At 69.5% G+C, this 21,067-nt stretch carries 17 protein-coding genes; 5 read left to right on the top strand and 12 right to left on the bottom strand.

The window, feature by feature from the left end; all coding sequences use genetic code 11:
* The first annotated feature begins 43 nt into the window (after positions 1–43).
* Positions 44–790, top strand: a complete 747-nt coding sequence (locus tag H7J86_RS14830) for an acetyltransferase (protein ID WP_090359527.1) — start codon at positions 44–46, stop codon at positions 788–790.
* Positions 791–803: 13 nt separating this feature from the next.
* Here the strand turns inward: H7J86_RS14830 and H7J86_RS14825 are convergent, their stop codons facing one another.
* The 8 genes from H7J86_RS14825 to H7J86_RS14790 all read right to left on the bottom strand — a co-directional run bounded on the left by H7J86_RS14825 (position 804) and on the right by H7J86_RS14790 (position 11,572).
* Positions 804–2,000: an N-acetylmuramoyl-L-alanine amidase gene (locus tag H7J86_RS14825; RefSeq protein WP_267291814.1), complete on the bottom strand. Its 1,197-nt coding sequence runs from the start codon at positions 1,998–2,000 to the stop codon at positions 804–806.
* A 127-nt stretch (positions 2,001–2,127) separates the two neighbouring features.
* Positions 2,128–2,460, bottom strand: a complete 333-nt coding sequence (gene trxA, locus H7J86_RS14820) for a thioredoxin (RefSeq protein ID WP_090359524.1) — start codon at positions 2,458–2,460, stop codon at positions 2,128–2,130.
* 43 nt (positions 2,461–2,503) lie between these two features.
* Positions 2,504–3,439, bottom strand: coding sequence for a thioredoxin-disulfide reductase (gene trxB, locus H7J86_RS14815; RefSeq protein WP_267291812.1), 936 nt, complete (start codon positions 3,437–3,439; stop codon positions 2,504–2,506).
* Positions 3,440–3,533: 94 nt separating this feature from the next.
* Positions 3,534–4,130, bottom strand: a complete 597-nt coding sequence (locus H7J86_RS14810) for an RsmA family anti-sigma factor (protein ID WP_090359521.1) — start codon at positions 4,128–4,130, stop codon at positions 3,534–3,536.
* A gap of 7 nt (positions 4,131–4,137) precedes the next feature.
* The gene (gene sigM, locus H7J86_RS14805; RefSeq protein ID WP_187097539.1) at positions 4,138–4,713 is read right to left on the bottom strand and encodes an RNA polymerase sigma factor SigM; all 576 of its coding nucleotides are present in this window, start codon (positions 4,711–4,713) and stop codon (positions 4,138–4,140) included.
* 108 nt (positions 4,714–4,821) lie between these two features.
* A complete protein-coding gene (gene murJ / locus H7J86_RS14800; protein WP_267291810.1) occupies positions 4,822–8,385 on the bottom strand; it encodes a murein biosynthesis integral membrane protein MurJ in 3,564 nt (1,187 codons plus the stop codon).
* Positions 8,382–10,793, bottom strand: coding sequence for a hypothetical protein (locus tag H7J86_RS14795; RefSeq protein ID WP_372517302.1), 2,412 nt, complete (start codon positions 10,791–10,793; stop codon positions 8,382–8,384). Before H7J86_RS14795 ends, murJ begins: the two co-directional genes overlap by 4 nt.
* A 5-nt stretch (positions 10,794–10,798) precedes the next feature.
* Positions 10,799–11,572, bottom strand: coding sequence for an NUDIX hydrolase (locus tag H7J86_RS14790; protein WP_090359515.1), 774 nt, complete (start codon positions 11,570–11,572; stop codon positions 10,799–10,801).
* A 174-nt stretch (positions 11,573–11,746) separates the two neighbouring features.
* Between H7J86_RS14790 and H7J86_RS14785 the strand changes: the two genes are divergently transcribed.
* Positions 11,747–13,210: a CCA tRNA nucleotidyltransferase gene (locus H7J86_RS14785; RefSeq protein WP_090359513.1), complete on the top strand. Its 1,464-nt coding sequence runs from the start codon at positions 11,747–11,749 to the stop codon at positions 13,208–13,210.
* Between the two features lie 15 nt (positions 13,211–13,225).
* Positions 13,226–13,714, top strand: coding sequence for a pullulanase (locus tag H7J86_RS14780; protein WP_090359511.1), 489 nt, complete (start codon positions 13,226–13,228; stop codon positions 13,712–13,714).
* 7 nt (positions 13,715–13,721) lie between these two features.
* Here H7J86_RS14780 and H7J86_RS14775 read toward each other — a convergent pair whose 3' ends face one another.
* Both H7J86_RS14775 and H7J86_RS14770 read right to left on the bottom strand, forming a co-directional pair.
* Complete coding sequence (locus H7J86_RS14775) at positions 13,722–14,498, bottom strand: TIGR03084 family metal-binding protein (RefSeq protein ID WP_267291808.1); 777 nt, start codon at positions 14,496–14,498, stop codon at positions 13,722–13,724.
* Positions 14,499–14,508: 10 nt separating this feature from the next.
* Positions 14,509–15,807, bottom strand: coding sequence for an MFS transporter (locus H7J86_RS14770; protein ID WP_267291806.1), 1,299 nt, complete (start codon positions 15,805–15,807; stop codon positions 14,509–14,511).
* Positions 15,808–15,929: 122 nt separating this feature from the next.
* On the opposite strand from H7J86_RS14770, the gene H7J86_RS14765 reads away from it, so the two are divergent.
* Positions 15,930–16,535, top strand: coding sequence for a YqgE/AlgH family protein (locus tag H7J86_RS14765; RefSeq protein ID WP_090359505.1), 606 nt, complete (start codon positions 15,930–15,932; stop codon positions 16,533–16,535).
* A gap of 1 nt (position 16,536) precedes the next feature.
* Here the strand turns inward: H7J86_RS14765 and H7J86_RS14760 are convergent, their stop codons facing one another.
* Together H7J86_RS14760 and H7J86_RS14755 are read right to left on the bottom strand one after the other, a co-directional pair.
* The gene (locus H7J86_RS14760) at positions 16,537–16,914 is read right to left on the bottom strand and encodes a hypothetical protein (RefSeq protein WP_187097544.1); all 378 of its coding nucleotides are present in this window, start codon (positions 16,912–16,914) and stop codon (positions 16,537–16,539) included.
* Between the two features lie 31 nt (positions 16,915–16,945).
* Positions 16,946–18,001, bottom strand: coding sequence for an LpqN/LpqT family lipoprotein (locus H7J86_RS14755; RefSeq protein ID WP_267291804.1), 1,056 nt, complete (start codon positions 17,999–18,001; stop codon positions 16,946–16,948).
* Positions 18,002–18,175: 174 nt separating this feature from the next.
* Here H7J86_RS14755 and leuS point away from each other — a divergent pair, with 174 nt between their 5' ends.
* On the top strand, positions 18,176–21,040 hold the full coding sequence (gene leuS / locus H7J86_RS14750) for a leucine--tRNA ligase (protein ID WP_267291802.1): 2,865 nt from the start codon (positions 18,176–18,178) through the stop codon (positions 21,038–21,040).
* The last annotated feature ends 27 nt before the right edge of the window (positions 21,041–21,067 follow it).

Below are 21,067 nucleotides of genomic sequence, written 5' to 3'. Positions count from 1 at the left end.
CGTAGCGTCATCTGCCGGGATTTTGTGAGAGTCGGGGGTCGAAGTGTCATCGCGAATCACGCCGCTCCGGCTTGAGGCGTTCGAACAGCTGCCCAAGCACGCCCGGCAGTGCGTGTTCTGGGAGGTGGACCCCTCGACCCTGGGTGGCGACGATCATCTGGCCGATCCCGAATTCGAGAAGGAAGCCTGGCTTTCCATGGTGATGCTCGAGTGGGGATCGTGTGGGCAGATCGCGGTCGAGTGCGCTCCCGCCCCGGGCCAGCAGGACGTCGCGCAACCAGATCTGCGCAGCGACTCGGCTTGTCTGGGGTATGCCTTCTATGCTCCGCCGGGTGCGGTCCCGCGCGCGCGGCGTTTCCCCACCGGCCCGGTCAGCCCGGATGCCGTGCTGCTCACCTCATTGGGTGTGGACCTGTCCGATGACACCGGCGCACTGCCTCGCGGATTGATCGCAGCGGTGGTCGCGGATCTGGTGCGACGGGGGGTCAGGGCGCTGGAGGCCTTCGGCCGTACCTCCGCGATGTTGACACTCGATCCGGCCGCCGTGCCGGCGGATCTGCTCCCGGTGGTCGAGGTGCTCGGGGATTGCTCGACCGAGCAGTGCATCATCGACTCCGACCTCCTTGCCGAGGCGGGTTTCGAGGTGGTGGCACCGCACCCTTACGTGCCGAGGCTGCGGCTCGAACTCGAGCAGGGACTGGGCTGGAAGGCTGGTGTCGAAGCGGCGCTGGAACGTCTGCTCGAGTCGGCCCGTATCGAGGTACCGGTCGGAGCGGTGCCCTGCGGCTGATCCGGGTGCAGCGCTAGCTGGGTGAAACGCGGCCGGCCTGTTCGACCGACAGTTCGTGTGCGAGCAGCTCGGCGAAGGTGAAGGTACCGGTCGGGCGGTCGTTCTTGCCGAGCAGGTACAGCCGCTTGACCGCGGCCAGCATTCCTTCGGCGATAGCGTCGCGAGTCGTGCTGGAAGCCAACAACTGTCGATCGTGTGGATTGGTGATGTAACCCAAATCGACCTGGACCGTGGGCATTCGGGTGAGCCGCAGCAGGTCCCAGGTGCGGCCGTGGGTGCGGCAGTCGCGTAAACCTGTGCGTGCCACCACTTCCCGCTGGATGAAATCGGCAAGATTGCGTCCGATGGTGGACACCGAGCCGTGCGAGTTACCGAAGTGGAACGACGCCACCCCACTTGCGGCGGGGCTCACGTGGCTGGTGAAACGCAGACTGATCATCAGGTCCGCGCCCACGCTGTTGGCTGTCTCGGCCCGCTCGGCATCCGACGGGCTGCGGCTCCCGGGACGGGACAGGAAGGTGTCCATACCGATGGCCGTCATTCGGCCCTCGAGCCGAGTCGCCAAGTCCCACAGGATGTCCGCTTCGCTGATCGGACCCGCGGGGCCCTGCATGATCAGCCCGTGGTCATCCCCGCCGCGACCCGGATCGATGATGATCCGCTTACCGGACAGCCGCGGGCCCGAGCGCCGGACCAGCTCCTCCTCGCGGATGGCGTGCAACGAGCCGCCGGTGACACGGGAGCCCAGAAAGTACAAGGAGCGCAAGGTATCCGGGCCACAGATCCCGTCCGGGAACAGCCCGTACTCGCGCTGATAGGACATCAGGCCGTTGTGCGTCTGCAGGCCGAAATGCCCATCCACCAGGCCGGTGTAGAACCCGAGGTCCTGCAGGCGAGCCTGCAAGGTCGCGACGTCGTCGCCGTACATCGGGGCCCCGAACTGGTGGGCCAGGGTGCGGGCGCCCAGTTGGTAGGACGCCTCCTTCAGTGCCCGGAAGGTGGCCTCACCGACCATGCCGTCCACCAGCAGACCACGATGCTGCTGGAAGGCGCGGACGGCGTGGTCGAGATCCTCGTCGAACACATCCAGCGCGACGTGCCGGCCGGTGGTCAGGTCGGCGTCCGGGTTGTCGATCATGCCCAGTGCCGCCAACGCCGACCTGATCTCGGTGACCGCCACTCCACGGTCACCTCGACGCAGAATCGACATACCTGGCCTTTCACATACGCTGCAGCCGGCACGAGCCGACGACTGCTGGACGGACTGACAGCATTGTCGCAGATACGCGCGAGAATCCGGAAAATTCCGGGAACGGGGAGTGCCTGCGCGTTACCTGTTAAACGTGCTCCGCGATCTCCCGGAGCAGGGCTGCCTTGCCCTTTGCACCGACGATACGCTTGACCGGCTGGCCGCCCTTGAACAAGATCAGCGTCGGGATCGACACCACCTGGAAGTCACGGGCGGTCTCCGGGTTGGCGTCCACATCGAGCTTGACCACCCGCAGGTCGCCGGTCTTCTCCTTGGCGATCTCCTCGAGCACCGGGGCGACCATCTTGCACGGCCCGCACCAGGTTGCCCAGAAGTCGACCAGCACCGGGGTGGAGCTGGACAGCACATCCTGGCTGAACGAGGCGTCGGTGACGGTGCTTGTTGCGGAATCTTCGCTCATGTCGTCCTCCTGATCGGGGTGATAAGACTGAATCGGTTGTGGGTCAGTCGTTCTCGGCGAGCCAGCGCTCGGTGTCGATGGCAGCCGAACAGCCGGACCCGGCGGCGGTGATGGCCTGTCGGTAGGTGTGGTCGACCAGGTCGCCCGCGGCGAAGACACCGTCGACCGACGTCGCGGTGCTGCGACCGACCACCTTGACGTAACCCTCGTCGTCCAGGTCCACCTGGCCGCGCACCAGATCCGAGCGCGGGTCGTGACCGATCGCCACGAACACGCCGGTCACCGCCAGCTTGGACTCTTCACCGGTCACCGTGTCCCGCAGGCGAATTCCACTCACCTTCGGTTCGCCCTCGATCTCGGTCACCGCGGTGTTGGTGAGGAAGGTGATCTTCTCGTTGGCCTGCGCGCGTTCCAGCATGATCTTCGACGCCCGGAACTCCGAACGCCGGTGGATCAGGGTGACGCTGCGCGCGAAGCGGGTGAGGAACGTCGCCTCCTCCATCGCGGAGTCGCCGCCGCCGATGACGGCGATGTCCTGGTCGCGGAAGAAGAATCCGTCACAGGTGGCACAGGTGCTCACGCCGAGGCCGATGCGCTCCTGCTCACCGTCGATACCGAGCTGGCGGGCCGCCGCGCCCATGGCGAGGATCACCGCGCGCGCCTGGTACGTGGCGTCGCCGACCGTCACCTTCTTGATCGGGCCGGACAGGTCGACCTCGTCGACGTCCTCCATGCGCAGGTCCGCGCCGAAGCGCAGCGCCTGCTCGCGCATCTCGTCCATCAGGTTCGGGCCGGTGACGCCGTCCCGGAAGCCGGGGTAGTTCTCCACCTCGGTGGTGGTCATCAGCGCGCCACCGAACTGGATGCCTTCGAACACCACGGGCTTGAGTTGGGCTCGGGCGGTGTACACCGCGGCCGTGTAACCGGCCGGGCCCGAGCCGATGATGATCACGTCATGGATCTCAGAGGAGCTTGACATCGTGGGTGCGAAGCCTTTCTGCCGTGTGAAACCGGCGTGAGTTCAAACATCAGGGTAGGCCCCCGTGTTCCCGGAGGTGATCTCGCACCGCGCCCTAGGGACGGTGCAGTGTCTTCTCGGCCAGGGGCCGGGTGTCGGCAGCACCACAACCGGCGTCCAGCACCACCGCCGTCACGCTGTCCACCGGTCCCGATTCTCCGGTGGGCAGCACCACCAGCACCGTGGACCGGCCGTCGACGGTGACCGGAGTCGCACCCAGCACCGGCGTGGCCGGGTCCCGCCTGAGCCCGCTCAGACATGCCGACCACCGCTGCGGGTCCGCCAGGGCACCCAGATCGGCGGGCCGGGTCAGCAGCGCCAGGATCTCGCCATCCGGGAGTGGCATCGGGGCGCTGCGCCGGGTGACGGTGATCAATTCGGCGGTGGGGCCGGTGCTGCGGGCCGGGGCCGAGGTGTCGATCAAGGCCACCGCACCCACCCCGGCGGCGAGCACCGCCGCCCCCGCTCCGCACCACAGCGCGGTCCGGCGCCAGCGCAGCGGGCGGTCGGTGTGGGCCGGTCCAGCCGCGCGCAGCGCCGTCAGCACCCGAGCGCTGACCGGTGCGGGTACCTCAGGTGCCGAATCGGGATCGGCGGCCAGCGCGGCCAGTTCCGCCCGGACCCGGTCCTCTCCCGGTTCAGCACTCTGCACCGCTCCATCATGGCGCGACCGGCAAGGCCCGCTCGGCCGGTTCGGCCAGGGCGCGGGCCAGCTTGGCTCGAGCCCGGGCACAGCGGCTCTTCACGGTGCCCTCCGCGACACCGAGCATCCGGGCCGTCTCGGCCACCGAGAATCCCTGCATATCGACGGCCACCACCGCGGCACGTTGGTCGACGGGCAGCCGCATCAGCGCCTGTTCCACCACGATCGCGGTGTCCACCTGTGCGGTGGCGTCGTGCGCCGGCCCGTCACCGTCCTCGAGCGGCGTCGTGGGGCGGGCCTTGCGCCGGCGCAACCGGTCCAGGCAGGCGTTGAGCACGATGCGGTGCAGCCAGCTGCTGACCGAGGAACCATGCCGGAACGTCGCCGCGGCGCAGTGCGCGGACAGCATCGCGTCCTGCAGGGCGTCACCGGCGTCTTCCGGGCTGTGGGTGGTGAACCGGGCCAGCCGGTACAGCGGCCGTTGATACCGGATGAACAATTCCTCGAAAGCGAACCGGTCGCCGGCGACGTGTGCCGCCAGCAACTGCGCATCCGTGCGTTCCCAGCCAGAATTCCCCCCGAAACTCCCCACAGCCGAACCCTAGTGAGGCCGCGGTGGTCCTCCCGACAGATCTTCTGGCACATGTCCGGATAAGGCGCTGACCTGCGCCTTCAGGAATGCACAGGCTGGGGATAACCGTCAGGACTTGGCTTTGAGGGTGATCTCGGAGATATCGGTGCGGTTCTTCCCGTCGACGGTGCCCAACGTGGAGATCCACACCAGCACATACGACGTCGGGGAGGCGTTCTCGACGGTGATGGTGTTGGCCCCCTTCTTCAGCGGGGTGGCCGGGGCGAGGACGGTGGTGTCTTCCAGCTTGGCCGGGTTCGCGGACTGGGCGGCCCGGATCTGGACGGCGGTGCCCGTGCCGGTGGTGTTCACAGTGACGGATCCGATTGTCGTCGGCTGCGCCAGCTGCAGCATCAGACCGACCCCGTTCTTGAAATTGGGGAACGGGTTGGGGTCGGAATAGGTGTCGCTGGGCCAGACGGTGGCCGGATTGCCGTCGATGGCCAACCCGGCCAGGGTCGGTGCGTCGGCTTCGCCCTCGGGCGAGAACACCGTGGCGCGCACCGGCTTGACCGTACTTCCGGCGTCGGCGTTGGCAGTGCTGCTCGGGGCGTTGAGCCCCAGGTCGCCCTTGTCGAGCGAACCGCCGACGTCCCCGAAGATGCCTTTGAGCACCGACGCCAGTACGACGAGTGCGATCACGACGATCACGGCGGCCGCGGAGAGCCCGATGATCAGGCCCTTGCGACGGCGCGCGAGGGACTCCGGGTCGTTGGCCCGCACCGCGCTGAACGGGCTGGGGTTGGCGGGCGGTTCGGTTCCGGCGACCGGCGCGATGTAGTCGGTGCGGTCGGCGACGGCGGTGGCCTGCTGCAACAGGTTCAGCAGGGTGGGGGCGCTGCGGATGCCGCCGCCCTCCTGCACCGCGCGTGCCGCGGCGGCCGAGATCTGGAACGGGATGTCGCGATCCACCGAGCGCGGTTCGACGGGTTGCCCGGCACTGTCGACGTCGGCGGGGGCCAGGCCGCTGTGCACGCCGGCTTCGGGAAGCGGCCAGCGGTTCACCAGCAGCGCATACAGCGCCGCGCCGATCCCGCGGATATCGTCCTCGGGCGTCGCGTTGGGCAGCGTCGCGGGGAAGGCCAACGCCACATCGCCTTCGATGCTCACCCGGACCCGGCTGGGATCGTCGATCGACAGCGCCACGCCGCTGCGGTGGGCCGCCTCGGCTGCGGCGGCCAGTGACTGGATGGCGCGCGCCCCGCCGATCGGTGAGGGTGTGGTCTCGGCGACCTCGGCCAGGGAGCCGCCGCGGATCCACTCCGAGACCACCAAACCGCCGACCGCGGTCCGGGCGACGTCCAGGATCTGCGCGATGCCGGGTGAGTTGATCTTGCTCAGCCGGGAGGTGCGGCTGAGGATGTCCTGTAGCTGGCTCTCGGGCAGCTGACCGTCGGGATCGATGAACGTCAGCGCGACCTGGCGGTCCAGGGCGGTGTCCAGGGCATGCCAGAACTGCAGATGCGGGGGCCCGCCGTGGAAGACCAGCAGCCGGTACCGACCGCCGGCAATGGTGGCGCCGGGGATGAGGTGTACGTCGTCATCCCCGGCCGGCGGGGATGTGGTCTCGATCGCCGGTTCACGTGGCGGATCGAAAGGCAGGGCCTCGCGGGCGGGGACGTCGGGCTGAAGGTCATCTGCCACCGCGGGCCGGGAATCGGACCCGGCGGTGGGGATGCGTGTGGTCGCGCCGGAACCGGCGCTTGTCTCCAAAGGAGAGTCAGCGCCGGGAGAGAACCCGCTGCCGGGTTGGTCGGCCACCATATTTCCTTTCCGCGTGCCCGTCCCGGCGGGGCGCTGAGATGCATACGAATTGCTCTGAACAGCGTAATTGACGGGACGTCCCGGGCGCTGGGAGATACCCGGTGCCGGTGGCACGGCGGGCACTCGCCCGAGCCGCCGCTGCACCGCGCGCAGCGCGGCCTGGGCGTCGGGCACCCTGGCCGCGAGTAACACGCCGGCGATGATCGGCAGCATGATCACGCCGAGGATGAGCAGCCGCAGCAGCGATCCGGCGGCTCCGCCGTGTTCGGTGAGCTTCTCGACGCCGAGGAGGCGATCCACCACGTGCGCGGCGAGCCCGGCGAGCAGAGAGGCGGTGATCGTGACCAGGATGGTGCGGACGACGTCGACGCTGAGCATCCGGCCCACCTGGGGCGAGCGAAGCGACGGGGGAGGCGCCTGGGGCGAGCGAAGCGACGGGGGAGGCATCAGCGGCATGAGGTTGGCCCGCAGCACCAGATAGCCGACGGTGGCGCCGGCCAGGAAGCCGAGCCCGTTGGCCAGCCCGAGGTAGCCGGCGACCAGCTCCGGATCCTGCACCAGGTGCCCGACCAGCACCGAGGCGACGATCTTGACGGCGGTGATCACCAGGATCAGCACGATCGGGATCCACGGTTGCTCCCGCGCGTAGAACACCCGCAGCTGTAACAGGACCAGCGCATAGGGGATCAGCGTGAACGCCGACAGGGTGATCGCCTGGCCGAGATAGCCGGCGTCGGTCTCGCCGAAGTTGCCGTAGGCGAACAGGGCCGTACCGATCGCCGGGCCGCCGACGGTCATGAACGCGACGATCGGGATCAGCGTGATCATGGTCAGCCGGGTGGCCAGAGAGAGGTCGGCGAGCACCGCGGGGCCGTTCTCGGCGGCGGCGTTGCGGGACAGCCGCGGCATCACCACCGTCAGCACGGTGACACCGATCATCCCGAACGGCAGTTGCAGTACCAGCCAGGTGTAGTTGTAGATCGCCGGGCCGGACGCGGCGGCCGAGCTGGCGATCTGGTTGCCGACGATCAGGCCGATCTGGCTGATCAACACGTAGAGCACCATCGCGGCGGCCATCGTGCCGAACTTCTTGAGCCGGTCGTCGATACCCCACAGCGGGCGCAGGCTGATCCGCTCGCGGCGGATAGCCACCAGCAGCACCGCGGCCTGCGCGACGACGCCCAGCGTGGTGCCGATGCCCAGCACCAGCAGCTTGGCGTTGCCCATCTCGACGGGGTTCAGCGACAGTTCGCCGGGCACCAGCAGGTACACCCCGAGCGTCACGATGGCCACGATGTTGTTGACCACCGGCGCCCAGGCGGGCGGCCCGAACACGTTGCGGGTGTTCAGGATTGCCATGTACACCGAGGTGAGGCCATAGAAGATGACCTGGGGCAGCAGCAGGTAGGCGAATGCGGTCGTGAGCGGCCGGTTCACCTGCGGGTCGCTGCCCAGCATCAGGTCGACCAGCAGCGGTGCGGCGGCCACCGAGATGATCGTGGTGACCAGCAACAGGGTGGTGGCCAGGGTGACCAGGCGGCGCACGAAAGCCGTTCCGCCGTCGGCGTCATCGCGTTCGGCGCGGGCCAGCACCGGGACGAAGATGGCGGTGAACGTCGCCTCCAGCACCAGTGCGGCCACCATATTGGGCAGCTGGTTGGCCACGGAGAACGAACTGGACAGTGCGGCGCCGAGGATGGCGGCCAGCAGCACGATGCGGAAGAAGCCGGTGATCCGGCTGATCAGGGTGGCGAACGCCATACCCCAGGACCGCGATACGACTGCTGAATCCGACAGCTCCGTGCGCTGCGGCGACGGCGGGGGAGCCGGCGGCGCGGCGCGGCGCGGGGAGTGTTGAGGTGCGTTCATCGGGTGTCATCGTCCGGGGCGTGGGCCAGTGCGGTGTCCAGCGGGTCGGGCCGGTGTGCCCGCAGCGGACGGGTGGGCGGCACCAGGTCGGCGCGGTCGGGCTGACCGCGGAACCGGTGCCACAGCCGGCGTCCGACCAGCAGTGCAAGTATGGCGCCGCCGGTCAAGGTGATGAAGAACAGCACCTTTCCGTAGGCGTTGGAATGCACCGACAACCGGACCTGCTCACCCAGGGGCATCCCGTCGACGGTGGTCAGGGCGACGTCGACGGCGACGCGCTGGGTGAAGTGCACCTCGATCGGCACCCGCAGCGGCAGATAGCCGGGGGGTAGTTCGATCTCGCCGGGGTCGGTCACCGTCATCCCCGGCGGAGCGTCGATGTGCAACCGCACGCGGATCGGCACCGGCAGGTCGTTGCGCAGGGCCAGCGGCAGCGGACTGCGCTCGGTGGCCAGCGTGTAGGACCCGCCGGGGTTCACGATGGTCACCGCCCCGGTCAGATCCGCGAGCGTGCGCTGGACGGTCGAAAGTCGTTGCTCTGCAAGACCGTTGCGTGAGTCCGGCGGTACGGTCTGGCTCAGCGCGCGCAACATGTCCTCGCGCAGCGGCGCGGTGTATTGCGGACCCGTCAGGCCGGTCTGCTGGTCGGTGGTCAAGGCGGCGGTGAGCTCCGACAGCCGCGTGGTGGTCGAGCCGATACCGGAGATGACGTCGTCGTCGAACCGGGCCCGCGGATTGCCGTCGATGGCGGGTGGGCGTCCGGCCGCCGAGGGGGCCGCGGCCAGGGTTTCGTCGATCAGCGCCGGCAGCGGGCGCGGCACGGCGAGACCGGCGCGCAGCGTGCTGGAGATCGCGGTGAACACCGCCTGGGCTTCGTCGGGCCGCAGATTCCACGCCAGCGGGGGCATGACGATCTGGGTGCGGGGGTCGATATCCGGCCGCAGGCCCCGCCAGAGCAGCGATCCCAGCGCGTCCTGCAGGCGGGCCACTTGCGAGTCGTGGGCGAGCGGGATCGTGAGCGACGAGTCCACATAGGTCGGTGTCTGCGGGTCCGTGCCGGCCCCGGCGAGCGCGGCCGCGACCATCGGGTCGAACGGTGCGGTGACCACCTGCGGTGCGTCGCGACGTGGATCCAGCGCGACGGTGTCCTCGCCGCTCGCGGTCAGAGGCGCCGCGGCGATCGCGACCGTCGGGCCTTGCGCCGCCAGCAAGGACACGGTCCGGTCGGTCATCGGCCCGTCGCCCAGCAGGGCGGCGCCGCGGACCGACTTGATACCGAGGATCTGGTCCACGATGTCGGCGGCGCCCGTGGTCGCGGCGGTGTTCAGGGTGGGGTCGCCCACCCGGGCCAGGGCGTCCACGTCGGCCTGCGCGTACACCGTGGACGTCACGCAGGTGCGTTGCGCCAACGCTTTGAGCCGGTTGAGCCAGTCGACGGCCGCGTCCTTGCCCGTGCCCGGCCGGGTGGGTGCGTTCAGCCCACCATCGGGGGTGGTGCTGACCACATAGCCGGCGGTCATCGCGTTGACGGTGACCAGGAGGTCCGGATCGACCGCCAGACACAGCGCCGTGCGGACGGTGCCGTCGGGATCCACTTCGGGGCTGGTGGCGAAATCGGCGGCGGTCAGCAGGGTGTCCAGCCGGCCACCCGAGGCCAGCGAGGTGGCCAGGTCGTCGTCGAGCAACCGCACCGGCGTGGTCCCACCGGGGATACCGGCCGCCAGCCTGGGCCGATCTGCCAGCGGCCACAGCACCGTCGTGGCGACCGGTCTGGTGGTGTCCGGTGCCACGACGGCGCCGACCGTGGGGGCCCCGTCGGTGCCGGCGGTGTCCGTCGGATCGGCGGGCACCCCGAGCACCGGCAGCAGGAAGCGGGCATCGTCGAGCCGGGCCGGCTCGCCGTAGTCCGGGGTGCCGTTGACGTTCACCAGGACGGGGTACACGCCCGGTTTGTCGATATGCAGGGAGGGCTGGCTGCCGCCCCGCACCGGGTAGCTCAGGGTGAACGGGACCTTCTCACCGCGCTGCAGCTCGGGCGCCAGGGTGATGAAGTCGGCGACGGGTTCGTACTGGTCCAGGTTCCCGGACAGATTGCTGCGCAGTCCGGGGGCGGCGGTCACGCCGGCCGCATGTTCGAGCCGGACCACGATGTCACGCACCGGCCGGTCGCCCACATTGCTCACGGTGCCGGCGACGGTGACCACGGCATCGCTGGTGGTCGTGACGATATCGGGGGTTACCCGGTCGATCTGCAGGTGCAGGAACTGCGCGGAACTCGGCTCACCGGCGGCCGCGCGCGGCGAGACGGCGGGGATGGCGACCAGGATGAGCAGTACTGCGGCGGCGAGGAAGCGGAAGACGTGGACCGGCGGGCAGGAGCGAAGCGACCCGGTACGCCGGACCGCCACCGAACTCACGGGCCGTTTCCGCATCCGTTCGCCCGCCGGCCGGACGAGTCTTCCTGGCGACGGTTCCGGGTGTGCGAATGGGTCTGCGGACGTCGTCGCGGGGAGCTGTGCGGTAGTGGCGGCAGCGCCGCCGGGCCATCGGATTGCAGCTTCTCGATCAGTTCGCCCGCGACCTCGGCCAGCCGGCGCTCGTCGGCGTAGGCCAGCCGGGCCGGTAGGTCCCCGATCGGAACCCACGCGACCTCGGTGACCTCGACATCGTCGTCGGAGAGTTCGCCACCCAGGAATCGCATCAGGTAATGGTGCACCGTCTTGTGCACCCGGCGCCCCTCGGTGACGAACCAGTAGTCGATGCTGCCGAGCGCCGCCAGCACGCTGCCCTGGATGCCGGTCTCCTCGGCGACTTCGCGGATGGCCGTCTGTTCGGCGGTCTCACCCATCTCGATATGGCCCTTGGGCAGTGACCAGAGCATCCGGCCACGCCGGTCGATCCGGCCGATCAACGCGGCGACCTGGTCTTCTTTCGGCCCGTCGATACCGTCGATGACGAGGCCGCCCGCCGATGTCTCGTGCACGGTGCGCAGTCGTTCCTGGGCGCGCCGGGGCTGGCGCTGCGGACGGTTCTGGCCGGGTTTGGCCGGAGTGGGTGTCAACTCGGCGGCCGATTGATCGGCGTTTCCGGCGGACTGTTCGGTGGCAGGTGCGGGTGGACCGGCAGCACGGCGACCGCGGCGACGCCCTCGGCGCCGTCGCGGTTTGGCTTGTTCGCCGTCCGACACCCAAGCGATAGTAGCTGCCGCGGCGTGCGCTTCCTGCCACACTGGCCCGGTCGTGGCCGGGCTGTCGCCGGGTCGTTATCGGCCGACCCCGGCCGACGGCGCGACTTCTCAGCGCGCTCTCGTTCCTCGTGCGCTTGATCGGCGTCCCGCGCCCGGTCACTAGACTCACCGACCGTGCCGAACGACGCGACTCCCGACGCCGCCGATGCCGAACTGCTGGCCGGCGCCTGGTTGGCGCTGAGCCGATACCGGCACCTGCTGGTTGATCTGGGCGCCACGTTCGCCGCCGCCGGCCACGAGTTGTACCTGGTGGGGGGCAGTGTCCGGGATGCGCTGCTGGGCCGCGACTACACGGATCTGGACTTCACCACCGACGCCCGCCCGGAGCAGATGCTGAAGTTCCTGCGCGGGTGGGGTGACGCACTCTGGGACACCGGTATCGACTTCGGCACGATCGGGGTCGGCAAGGACGGCTATCGGCTGGAGATCACCACCTTCCGGTCCGACAGCTATGACCAGGTGACGCGCAATCCACAGGTGCGTTTCGGCGACAGCCTGGACGAGGATCTGGTGCGCCGCGACTTCACCGTCAACGCGATGGCGGTGCGGATCGGCGAAGACGGTCCCGCGGAGTTCTGCGACCCGCTCGGTGGTCTGGCGGCGCTGCGCGCCAAGGTGCTGGACACGCCGTCGGCGCCGCAGGTGTCGTTCGGCGACGATCCGCTGCGGATGTTGCGGGCCGCACGGTTCGTGTCCCAGCTCGGCTTCACGGTGGCGCCCCGGGTCCTGGAGGCGCTGCTGGACATGGCGCCGCAACTGGAACGGATCACCGCCGAGCGGGTGGCCGCCGAACTGGACAAGCTGCTGACCGGTGCCGACCCGGTCGCCGGGGTGGACCTGATGGTGCAGACCGGGCTGGGCGATGTGGTGCTGCCCGAAGTCGGTCAGATGCGGATGGCCATCGACGAACACCACCAGCACAAGGACGTGTACTGGCATTCGCTGACGGTGCTGCGCCAGGCCGTCGACCTGGAGGATGACGGGCCCGACCTGGTGCTGCGGTGGGCAGCACTGCTGCACGACATCGGCAAGCCCGACACCCGCAAGCACGAGTCCGACGGCGGGGTGAGCTTCCACCATCACGAGGTGGTCGGCGCCAAGATGGCCCGAAAGCGCATGCGCGCGTTGAAGTATTCCAAGCAGATGGTCGACGATGTGTCCCAGCTGGTGTACCTGCACCTGCGGTTCCACGGCTACGCGGATTCGACGGGCACCGGGCGGTGGACCGACTCCGCGGTACGCCGGTACGTCACCGATGCGGGCCCGCTGCTGACCCGGTTGCACAAACTGGTGCGGGCCGACTGCACCACCCGCAACAAGCGCCGGGCCGCCCGGCTGCAGGCCAACTACGACGATCTCGAGGCGCGGATCGCCGAGCTCGCGGAGAAGGAGGACCTGCAGCGGGTCCGCCCCGATCTGGACGGCAATGAGATCATGAGGATCCTCGACATCCCGGCCGGCCCGCAGGTCGGGCAGGCCTGGAAGTACCTCAAGGAACTGCGGCTGGACCGCGGCCCCCTCGAGCACGACGAAGCGGTGGCAGAACTTCGCGAATGGTGGAACGCGCAGCAGGCCTGATGCGTCTGACAGGGTATGGACTACTGCCTGGCCGACGGTGACGGCGGCGCGACGATGTTCACCGGGGAACCCGTCGTCGATGTGGACGGTGACGGGATAGTCGACGGCATCGGCCTGGATCTCGACGGCGACGGCGGTATCGACGACGCGCTGGCCGACCTGGACCAGGACGGACTCGCCGACCACGCTGTCCACGATGTGGGCGCGGCCGCCACGTTGTTCACCGACGACGGTTCGGGCGCATGGGCGGTCGCAGTCGACGGAGCCGGGCGGGTGCGGTGGTTCGGCCTGGACGGGGTGGAACAGACCGGCGGCCCGCTGGTCGACTTCGACGCCGACGGCCAGGCCGATGACCGGCTGCTGGATACCGATGCCGACGGCCTGGCCGACCGGGTGCTCGCGGGGGAGGTGGCCTATGCCGACCGCGACGCCGACGGGCAGTGGGATGTGAAACTCACCGACAGCGACGGCGATGGGGCGGCGGATTCGGCCAGTGAGATCTGAGGCGTACTCAGCCGCGCCCGGCGCCCGGCGGGCCGGCGAATGCCTGGGCGATGGTCAGCCAGGTGGCGGCCTCGTCGCCCACGGCCGTCACGTCCAGATCGGCGGGCGCGCGGCGCTGGGTGACCAGCATGCAGAAGTCCTCGGCCGACCCGGTCACCGACTGGGCGGCGTCGTCGGGCCCCCAGGACCACGAATCCCCGTCGGGCGCTTGAAGTTTCACGTGAAACGGAGCAGCTGGCGGGGCCAGCCCGTGCACGCTGAAGGCGAAGTCACGGGTGCGTACCCCGATGTGGGCGATCGAGCGCAGCCGTGCCGTCGGCTCCCTGCGGACACCGAGGGCGTCGGCGACGTCGAGGCCGTGCGCCCAGGTCTCCATCAGCCGGGCGGTGGCCATCGATGCGGCGCTCATCGGCGGTCCGAACCACGGCAGCTTGCGGCCGTCCTCGACCTGCAGCAAGGCCTCGTGCAGCCGGGTCCGGTCGGCGCGCCACCCGGCCAGCAGGTCTGCCGGGGCGGTGGTGGCCAACCGCTCGGCGGCCGCGTCGACAAAGCCGAGCGGATCTTTTGCCGCCTCGCCGAGCACCTCGGTGAAGGCGGCTTCGTCGGTGACCGCCTGCAGTGAGGTCCGGTCGGTCCACCACAGGTGCGCGATCTGATGGGCGATGGTCCAGCCGGGGGAGGGGGTCTGGGTGTGCCAGTCCTGCACGGGCAGTTCGGCCACCAGTGCGTCGAGCACATCGCTCTCGGCCCGCAGATCGGCGACGATCGGTGCTGCTCCAGCCATGGGGTGGACTCTAGCCGCGGTCCTCCGCCGGGCCGACCCGCCTCCCCAGCCACGCGTGCAGCGCGAGCCCGGCGAGGTAGAGCCCGGCGCCGGCCACCACCAGCGGCGCCGATCGACCGTCGACGGGGATGACGGCCGCCGCGGCTGCCACCGCCACCACGAACGAGACCCAGAACAGGGCGTCCTGGACGGTGAACACATGCCCGCGCAGGGCGTCGTCGACGTCGATCTGCATGGCGCTGTCGGCGCACAGCTTCACCACCTGTCCGGCGGCGCCCAGGATGAACCCGCACCCGATCATCACCGGCAGCGCCAGGGTGACCGCGCACAACTGGATGACGACCGCCAGTGCCAGCGCGCCGTTGGCCGCGCGATAACGGCCCCAGCGGCCGACCACCGCGGGGGTCAGGAGGGTCGCCAGCAAGGCCCCGATACCCGCGGCGCCGACGAACACCACCGTGGTGCCCAGTCCGATACCGGCGACGTCCCTGTCACCGACATGACGCACGATCACCAGCACCAGCAGGGTGTTGATGCCGAAGGCCATCCGGTGCGCGGCCAGGCCGCTGAGCGTGGCGGCCACCGTCGGCACCGCGGCCACGGTTTTGGCCCCGTGCAACCAGCCGGTGAACACCGCGTAGGCCACCGTCCCGTGTACCGCGCGGGCAGTGTCGTCGGGGCCGAGGACGTGCGGGGGAAATCGCACCGAGAGCAGCAGCGCCCCGGCCACCGGTATCGCGGCCAGGAAGATCACCGCCGACGCGCCGACGTCGTCGGCGCCGAGCAACGAGCGTGGCGCCAACATGAAGATGGCGCCGAGGAAGGCGGCCACCGAGGCGGTGGCGGTGGCCACCGAGTTCATCGAGACGACCTTGTCGCGCGGTACCACGTGCGGCAGGGCGGCCGACAGCCCGGACGAGACGAAGCGGGTGAACCCGTTGACGATCAGCGCACCGGACAGCAGCACCAGATCGTCGGCACTGAACGCCAGTGCGGCGCCGACCACCAGCACCATCGCCAACCGGCCGACGTTCGCGCCGACCAGCACCAACCGGCGATCCCACCGGTCCAGCAGCGGACCCGCGAACGGACCGAGCAAGGAATACGGCAGGAACGTCACGGCGAAGGACAGCGCGATCTCTGTCGGTGTGGCCGCGCGTTCGGTACCGAACAGGATGGCGCCGGCCAGTCCCGCCTGGAACAGCCCGTCACCGAACTGACTGGTGGCCCGCAACTCGAGCAGCCGACGGAATTCGGGCATACCTCGGATCGCCTGCCAGCCGGTGTCAGGTGGGCGGGTGTCCGTCATGTGGTGTCAGATCCTGTCCGGGCCGGGACCGTGCGATCCGCACCCAGAATCCACACTACAAATATCCCGGCGGGCCGTGCTCGTTCGTCACCGCGCGCGGTCGCTGGTGCGATGATGAACGGGTGGCGCACTCAGAGGATCCGGAGGATTACACGGCTCCGACGGCACCTCGTGTGCGCGCCGGCACGCTGCTGCTGGCCGAGACGGATCTGCTCGAGCCGACGTTCCGGCGCAGCGTCATCTACATCGTCGAGCACAACGAGGGCGGCACGCTCGGGGTGGTGCTCAACCGGCCCAGCGAGACCGCGGTCTACAACGTGCTGCCGCAGTGGGCGAAGCTCGCACTCAAACCCAAGACGATGTTCATCGGCGGCCCCGTGAAGCGGGATTCCGCGCTGTGCCTGGCCACGCTGCGGGCCGGGATGAGCGCGGCCGAGGTGCCCGGGCTGCGCCATGTGCAGGGCCGGGTGGTGATGGTCGACCTGGATGCCGATCCGGATGCGATCGCCCCCGTCGTCGAGGGAGTCCGGATCTTTGCGGGGTACTCGGGCTGGACGATCGGTCAGCTCGAGGGCGAGATCGAACGGGACGACTGGATCGTGCTGTCGGCGCTGCCGACGGATATCCACGTCGAGCCGAAGGTCGATCTGTGGGCCCGGGTCCTGCGTCGCCAGCCGCTACCGCTGTCGATGCTTGCGACGCACCCGATCGATATCAGCCGGAACTGACTCAGCTGCAGGACAGGGTGCAGGAGGCGCACGATCCCGCGCACCCGGCCGAGCCGTCGGCGCCCGAGCGTGCCCGGGCGAGTTCCTCGGCGGCTTCCGCCCTGGCCACCAGCTTCGCGTTCTGCCAGCATCCGGCGGCGACCGTGCCGACCGCACCCACGACACACACCATCAGTACGAGGAACGCCATCGTGCCGGGCTTGGCCAGTGCCACCACACCACCGGTGGCGAGCATGGCCGCCGCCGCGAACTGAGTGGGTGCGACGGCCCGCAGGATCTGACGGACGGGATCGTCCGAATGCGGACGGCTCAGCGTCCAGCCGGCGACGGCGGCGGTGGCAGCCGCGGCACACAGACACAACACGGCGGCGACGAGCATGCCCCCCAGGATACGAGGCGCGCGTGACCCGTCAGCCGGGGAGGCCCAGAGCCAGCGGCGCGACGGCTCCGGTGGCCGCGGGAGCGGCAGGTGCCGCCGGTGCGGGAGCCGCCGGTGCGGCAGGTGTGGCGGCTGCACCCGGGACGGCCAGGGCGGCGGCGGGGGCGGCGGGCGCAGGGGCCGGTACGGCACCGGGCGGCAGCACCTTGAACCCGTTGATGATCGCGTCGGTGGCCTCGCCGGAGGCGACCGAGACGCTGGCCCCGGTGGTCACCGCCAGTGACACCAGGTAGCGGTCCGGGCCGGCCGTCGCGATCAGGTTGTGCCGCGACGTGTTGAGCGTCATGTTGTTCTCGCGGTAGGTGCCCTCGATCCACGAGGTCGGCACATCGTTGATGACGGAGATGCGGCCGTCGGTGGGCCGCCAGGCGGTGAGCTGCTGGCTGTCGACGAAACCGTGCCGGATGGCTTCGCGGGGGTCGAAGTCGCCGACGAGCTTGTAGATGACCACCTGGGCGTTGGAGGTGTACAGGCCGTCACCGCCGACCCGGTCGGCGATCACGGCGAACGCGTCGGGCACGTTCGGGTCGGGGACCTGCGACCAGCCGGTCGGCATCGGCAGCACGATGTGCAGGGCCGTGAAATCGCGGGGGTTCTGCGGCTCCAGCGTGACGCCCTTGGCCTTGAGGAAATCCTTGATGGTGCCCGAGTTGTCGGGATTCAGCGGGATGGTGACCGGCTGGGCCATGGTGGCGGTCGCGGTCGCGACCGGGGCCATCGAGACGCCCGGCGTGGCCGGCGCGGCCAGTCCGGCGGCGGGTGGAACCGCGGCGGGGGCTGCGGGGGCGGCGGCCGGCACGCTCGCGGCCTGTGCGGGCACCAGCGGGTTCGCGTTCGGGGTGACGGTGACCGTCTGGGTGACGGTGGCGGGTGCGGGCAGCGCCGGTTGTGGGGCCAGGGGCTCGGCACCGGCGACATTGCCGGCCAGCCCGACCACGCCGGCCACGCCGGCCGCGGTTCCAGCGATCAGAATCCGCCAGCGGTGCGAAGTCTGATGGACGGCCCCGCCGTCGCCAATTTTCCTCATCTGACGTCGGTCCTTCCAGATCGTTCCCCAAGTCAGGGGCCGACTGTATCCGCGCCCGGTGCGTGGTCACCAGGGCCGGAACCGAGCTGCAACCGTGTGCTGACCGCTCTGCAACGGAACCTTTACCAACCCGTGGCCGAAGGCACCTCGAGCGGCGCTTATACCCTGTTTGGCGTGACAGACGCCCCGGCGGACACCGACGCCTCCCCTGATGCCGACGCCCCGAGCCATCGCTACAACGCGCAACTGGCCGGTGCGATAGAGGCCGGCTGGCAGGAGCGGTGGAACGTGCTCGGCACGTTCAACGTGCCGAACCCGGTCGGTTCGCTCGCGCCCGCCGACGGCGGATCCGTGCCCGCGGACAAGATGTTCGTCCAGGACATGTTCCCGTACCCGTCCGGTGACGGGCTGCATGTGGGGCATCCGCTCGGCTATATCGCCACCGACGTGTACGCGCGCTACTTCCGGATGACCGGGCGCAACGTGCTGCACGCTCTGGGGTTCGACGCGTTCGGTCTGCCCGCCGAGCAGTACGCCGTACAGACCGGCACGCATCCGCGCACCCGCACCGAGGCGAATATCGTCAACTTCCGGCGCCAGCTGGGCCGGCTGGGTCTGGGCCACGACACCCGGCGCAGCTTCTCCACCACCGATGTGGACTTCTACAAGTGGACGCAGTGGATCTTTCTGCAGATCTACAACGCCTGGTTCGACCCTGCCCTCAACCGCGCCCGCCCCATCGCCGAACTGATCGCCGAATACTCCTCGGGGGCGCGCCCGGTGCCCGACGGCCGGGACTGGGCGACGCTGTCGGCCGGCGAGCGCGCCGATCTCGTCGACGGTCACCGCCTGGTCTACCGCGCCGACTCGATGGTCAACTGGTGCCCCGGGCTGGGCACCGTGCTGGCCAACGAAGAGGTGACCTCCGACGGCCGCAGCGACCGCGGCAACTTCCCGGTGTTCCGGAAACGCTTGCGGCAGTGGATGATGCGGATCACCGCCTACTCCGACCGGCTGCTCGATGATCTGGACCACCTGGACTGGCCGGACAAGGTCAAGGCCATGCAACGCAACTGGATCGGCCGGTCCACGGGCGCCTCCGTTTATTTCCAGGTGCCTACGGCCCCTGACGCCGGCGACGTCGAGGTGTTCACCACCCGGCCCGACACGCTGTTCGGCGCGACGTATCTGGTGCTGGCCCCCGAACACGATCTGGTCGACGTGCTGACGGCGGGCAGCTGGCCGGCCGGAGTCGACGGGCGCTGGACCTACGGCGCGGCCACCCCGACGGAGGCGGTGGCGGCCTACCGGGCGGCCATCGCGGCCAAATCGGACCTGGAGCGCCAGGAGAACAAGTCGAAGACCGGGGTGTTCCTGGGCGCCTACGCCACCAATCCGGTGAACGGACAACAGGTTCCGGTCTTCATCGCCGACTACGTGCTGGCCGGCTACGGCACCGGCGCCATCATGGCGGTGCCCGGTCACGACCAGCGGGACTGGGAGTTCGCCACCGAATTCGGTTTGCCGATCGTGGAAGTGATTGCCGGCGGCGATGTTTCGGAGCAGGCATATACCGGCGACGGAGAACTGGTCAACAGCGACTACCTCAACGGGCTGAGCGTCGCGGACGCCAAGGATGTGGTGGTGTCCCGGCTGGAGGCCGACGGCCGCGGTCGCGCGCGCGTCGAATTCAAGCTGCGGGACTGGCTGTTCGCCCGCCAGCGCTATTGGGGCGAGCCGTTCCCGATCGTCTACGACGCCGACGGCCGGGCGCACCCGCTGCCGGAATCTGCGCTCCCCGTGGAACTTCCGGACATCCCGGACTATGCGCCGGTGTCCTTCGACCCGGATGACGCAGACAGCGAGCCGTCACCGCCGCTGGGCAAGGCCACCGAATGGGTGCACGTCGAACTCGATCTGGGCGATGGGCTGCAGTCCTACACCCGGGACACCAACGTCATGCCGCAGTGGGCGGGCAGCTCCTGGTACGAGCTGCGCTACACCGACCCGCAGAACCCGGACGAGCTGTGCGCCAAGGAGAACGAGGCCTACTGGATGGGCCCGCGGCCCGAGATCCACGGCCCGCATGACCCGGGCGGCGTGGACCTCTACGTCGGCGGCGTCGAGCACGCGGTGCTGCACCTGCTGTACTCGCGGTTCTGGCACAAGGTGCTCTTCGACCTGGGGCACGTCAGCTCGAGTGAGCCCTACCGCCGTCTGATCAACCAGGGCTACATCCAGGCCTTCGCCTACACCGACGCGCGCGGCAGCTATGTGCCCGCCGCCGAAGTCGTGGAACGCGACGGGAAATTCTGGTTCGCGGGCCAGCAGGTCAACCAGGAGTTCGGCAAGATCGGCAAGAGCCTGAAGAACTCCGTCTCGCCGGATGAGATCTGCGACGCGTACGGGGCGGACACCCTGCGCGTCTACGAGATGTCGATGGGACCACTGGAGGCGTCGCGGCCCTGGGCCACCAAGGATGTCGTCGGTGCGCACCGCTTCCTGCAGCGGGTGTGGCGTGCGGTGGTCGATGAGACCACCGGCGCCGAACGGGTCGCCGAGCATGAGGCACTGTCCGACGACACGCTTCGCGCCCTGCACAAGACCATCGCCGGGGTGGCCGAAGACTATGCGGCACTGCGGAACAACACCGCCGCGGCCAAGCTCATCGAGTACACCAACCACCTGACCAAGGAAGGGGTGACGGCCCGCGCGGCGGTCGAGCCGCTGGTGCTGATGGTTGCCCCGCTGGCACCGCACCTGGCCGAGGAGCTGTGGCGCCGTCTGGGCCACGAGACCCCGCTGGCGCACGGCCCCTTCCCGGTCGCCGACGAGCGCTATCTGGTGGACGACACCGTCGAACTGCCGGTTCAGGTGAACGGCAAGCTGCGCGGCAAGATCACGGTGCCGGCCGATGCGGACAAGGCGGCCCTGGAGGCCGCGGCCCTGGCCGACGAGAAGGTGCTGGCATTCCTCGACGGGGCCACCCCGAAGAAGGTCATCGTGGTACCGGGCAAGCTGGTCAACCTCGTCGTCTGAGGGGAACCCCCGAGCGGTGGGGCATGG

Source organism: Mycobacterium hackensackense, assembly GCF_025822555.1.
Classification (GTDB): Bacteria; Actinomycetota; Actinomycetes; order Mycobacteriales; family Mycobacteriaceae; genus Mycobacterium; species Mycobacterium fluoranthenivorans.
The sequence above is the reverse complement of the archived record's forward strand: the minus strand, read 5'-3'. Positions and strand labels throughout refer to the sequence as shown.

Excerpts from the sequence above, each read along its gene's own strand:
- H7J86_RS14825 (WP_267291814.1), bottom strand. The coding sequence starts at position 2,000 with ATGTCGATTCTGCGTCGAGGTGACCGTGGAGTGGCGGTCACCGAGATC.
- trxA (WP_090359524.1), bottom strand. The coding sequence starts at position 2,460 with ATGAGCGAAGATTCCGCAACAAGCACCGTCACCGACGCCTCGTTCAGC.
- trxB (WP_267291812.1), bottom strand. The coding sequence starts at position 3,439 with ATGTCAAGCTCCTCTGAGATCCATGACGTGATCATCATCGGCTCGGGC.
- murJ (WP_267291810.1), bottom strand. The coding sequence starts at position 8,385 with ATGAACGCACCTCAACACTCCCCGCGCCGCGCCGCGCCGCCGGCTCCC.
- H7J86_RS14780 (WP_090359511.1), top strand. The coding sequence starts at position 13,226 with ATGGACTACTGCCTGGCCGACGGTGACGGCGGCGCGACGATGTTCACC.
- H7J86_RS14775 (WP_267291808.1), bottom strand. The coding sequence starts at position 14,498 with ATGGCTGGAGCAGCACCGATCGTCGCCGATCTGCGGGCCGAGAGCGAT.
- H7J86_RS14770 (WP_267291806.1), bottom strand. The coding sequence starts at position 15,807 with ATGACGGACACCCGCCCACCTGACACCGGCTGGCAGGCGATCCGAGGT.
- H7J86_RS14760 (WP_187097544.1), bottom strand. The coding sequence starts at position 16,914 with ATGCTCGTCGCCGCCGTGTTGTGTCTGTGTGCCGCGGCTGCCACCGCC.
- H7J86_RS14755 (WP_267291804.1), bottom strand. The coding sequence starts at position 18,001 with ATGAGGAAAATTGGCGACGGCGGGGCCGTCCATCAGACTTCGCACCGC.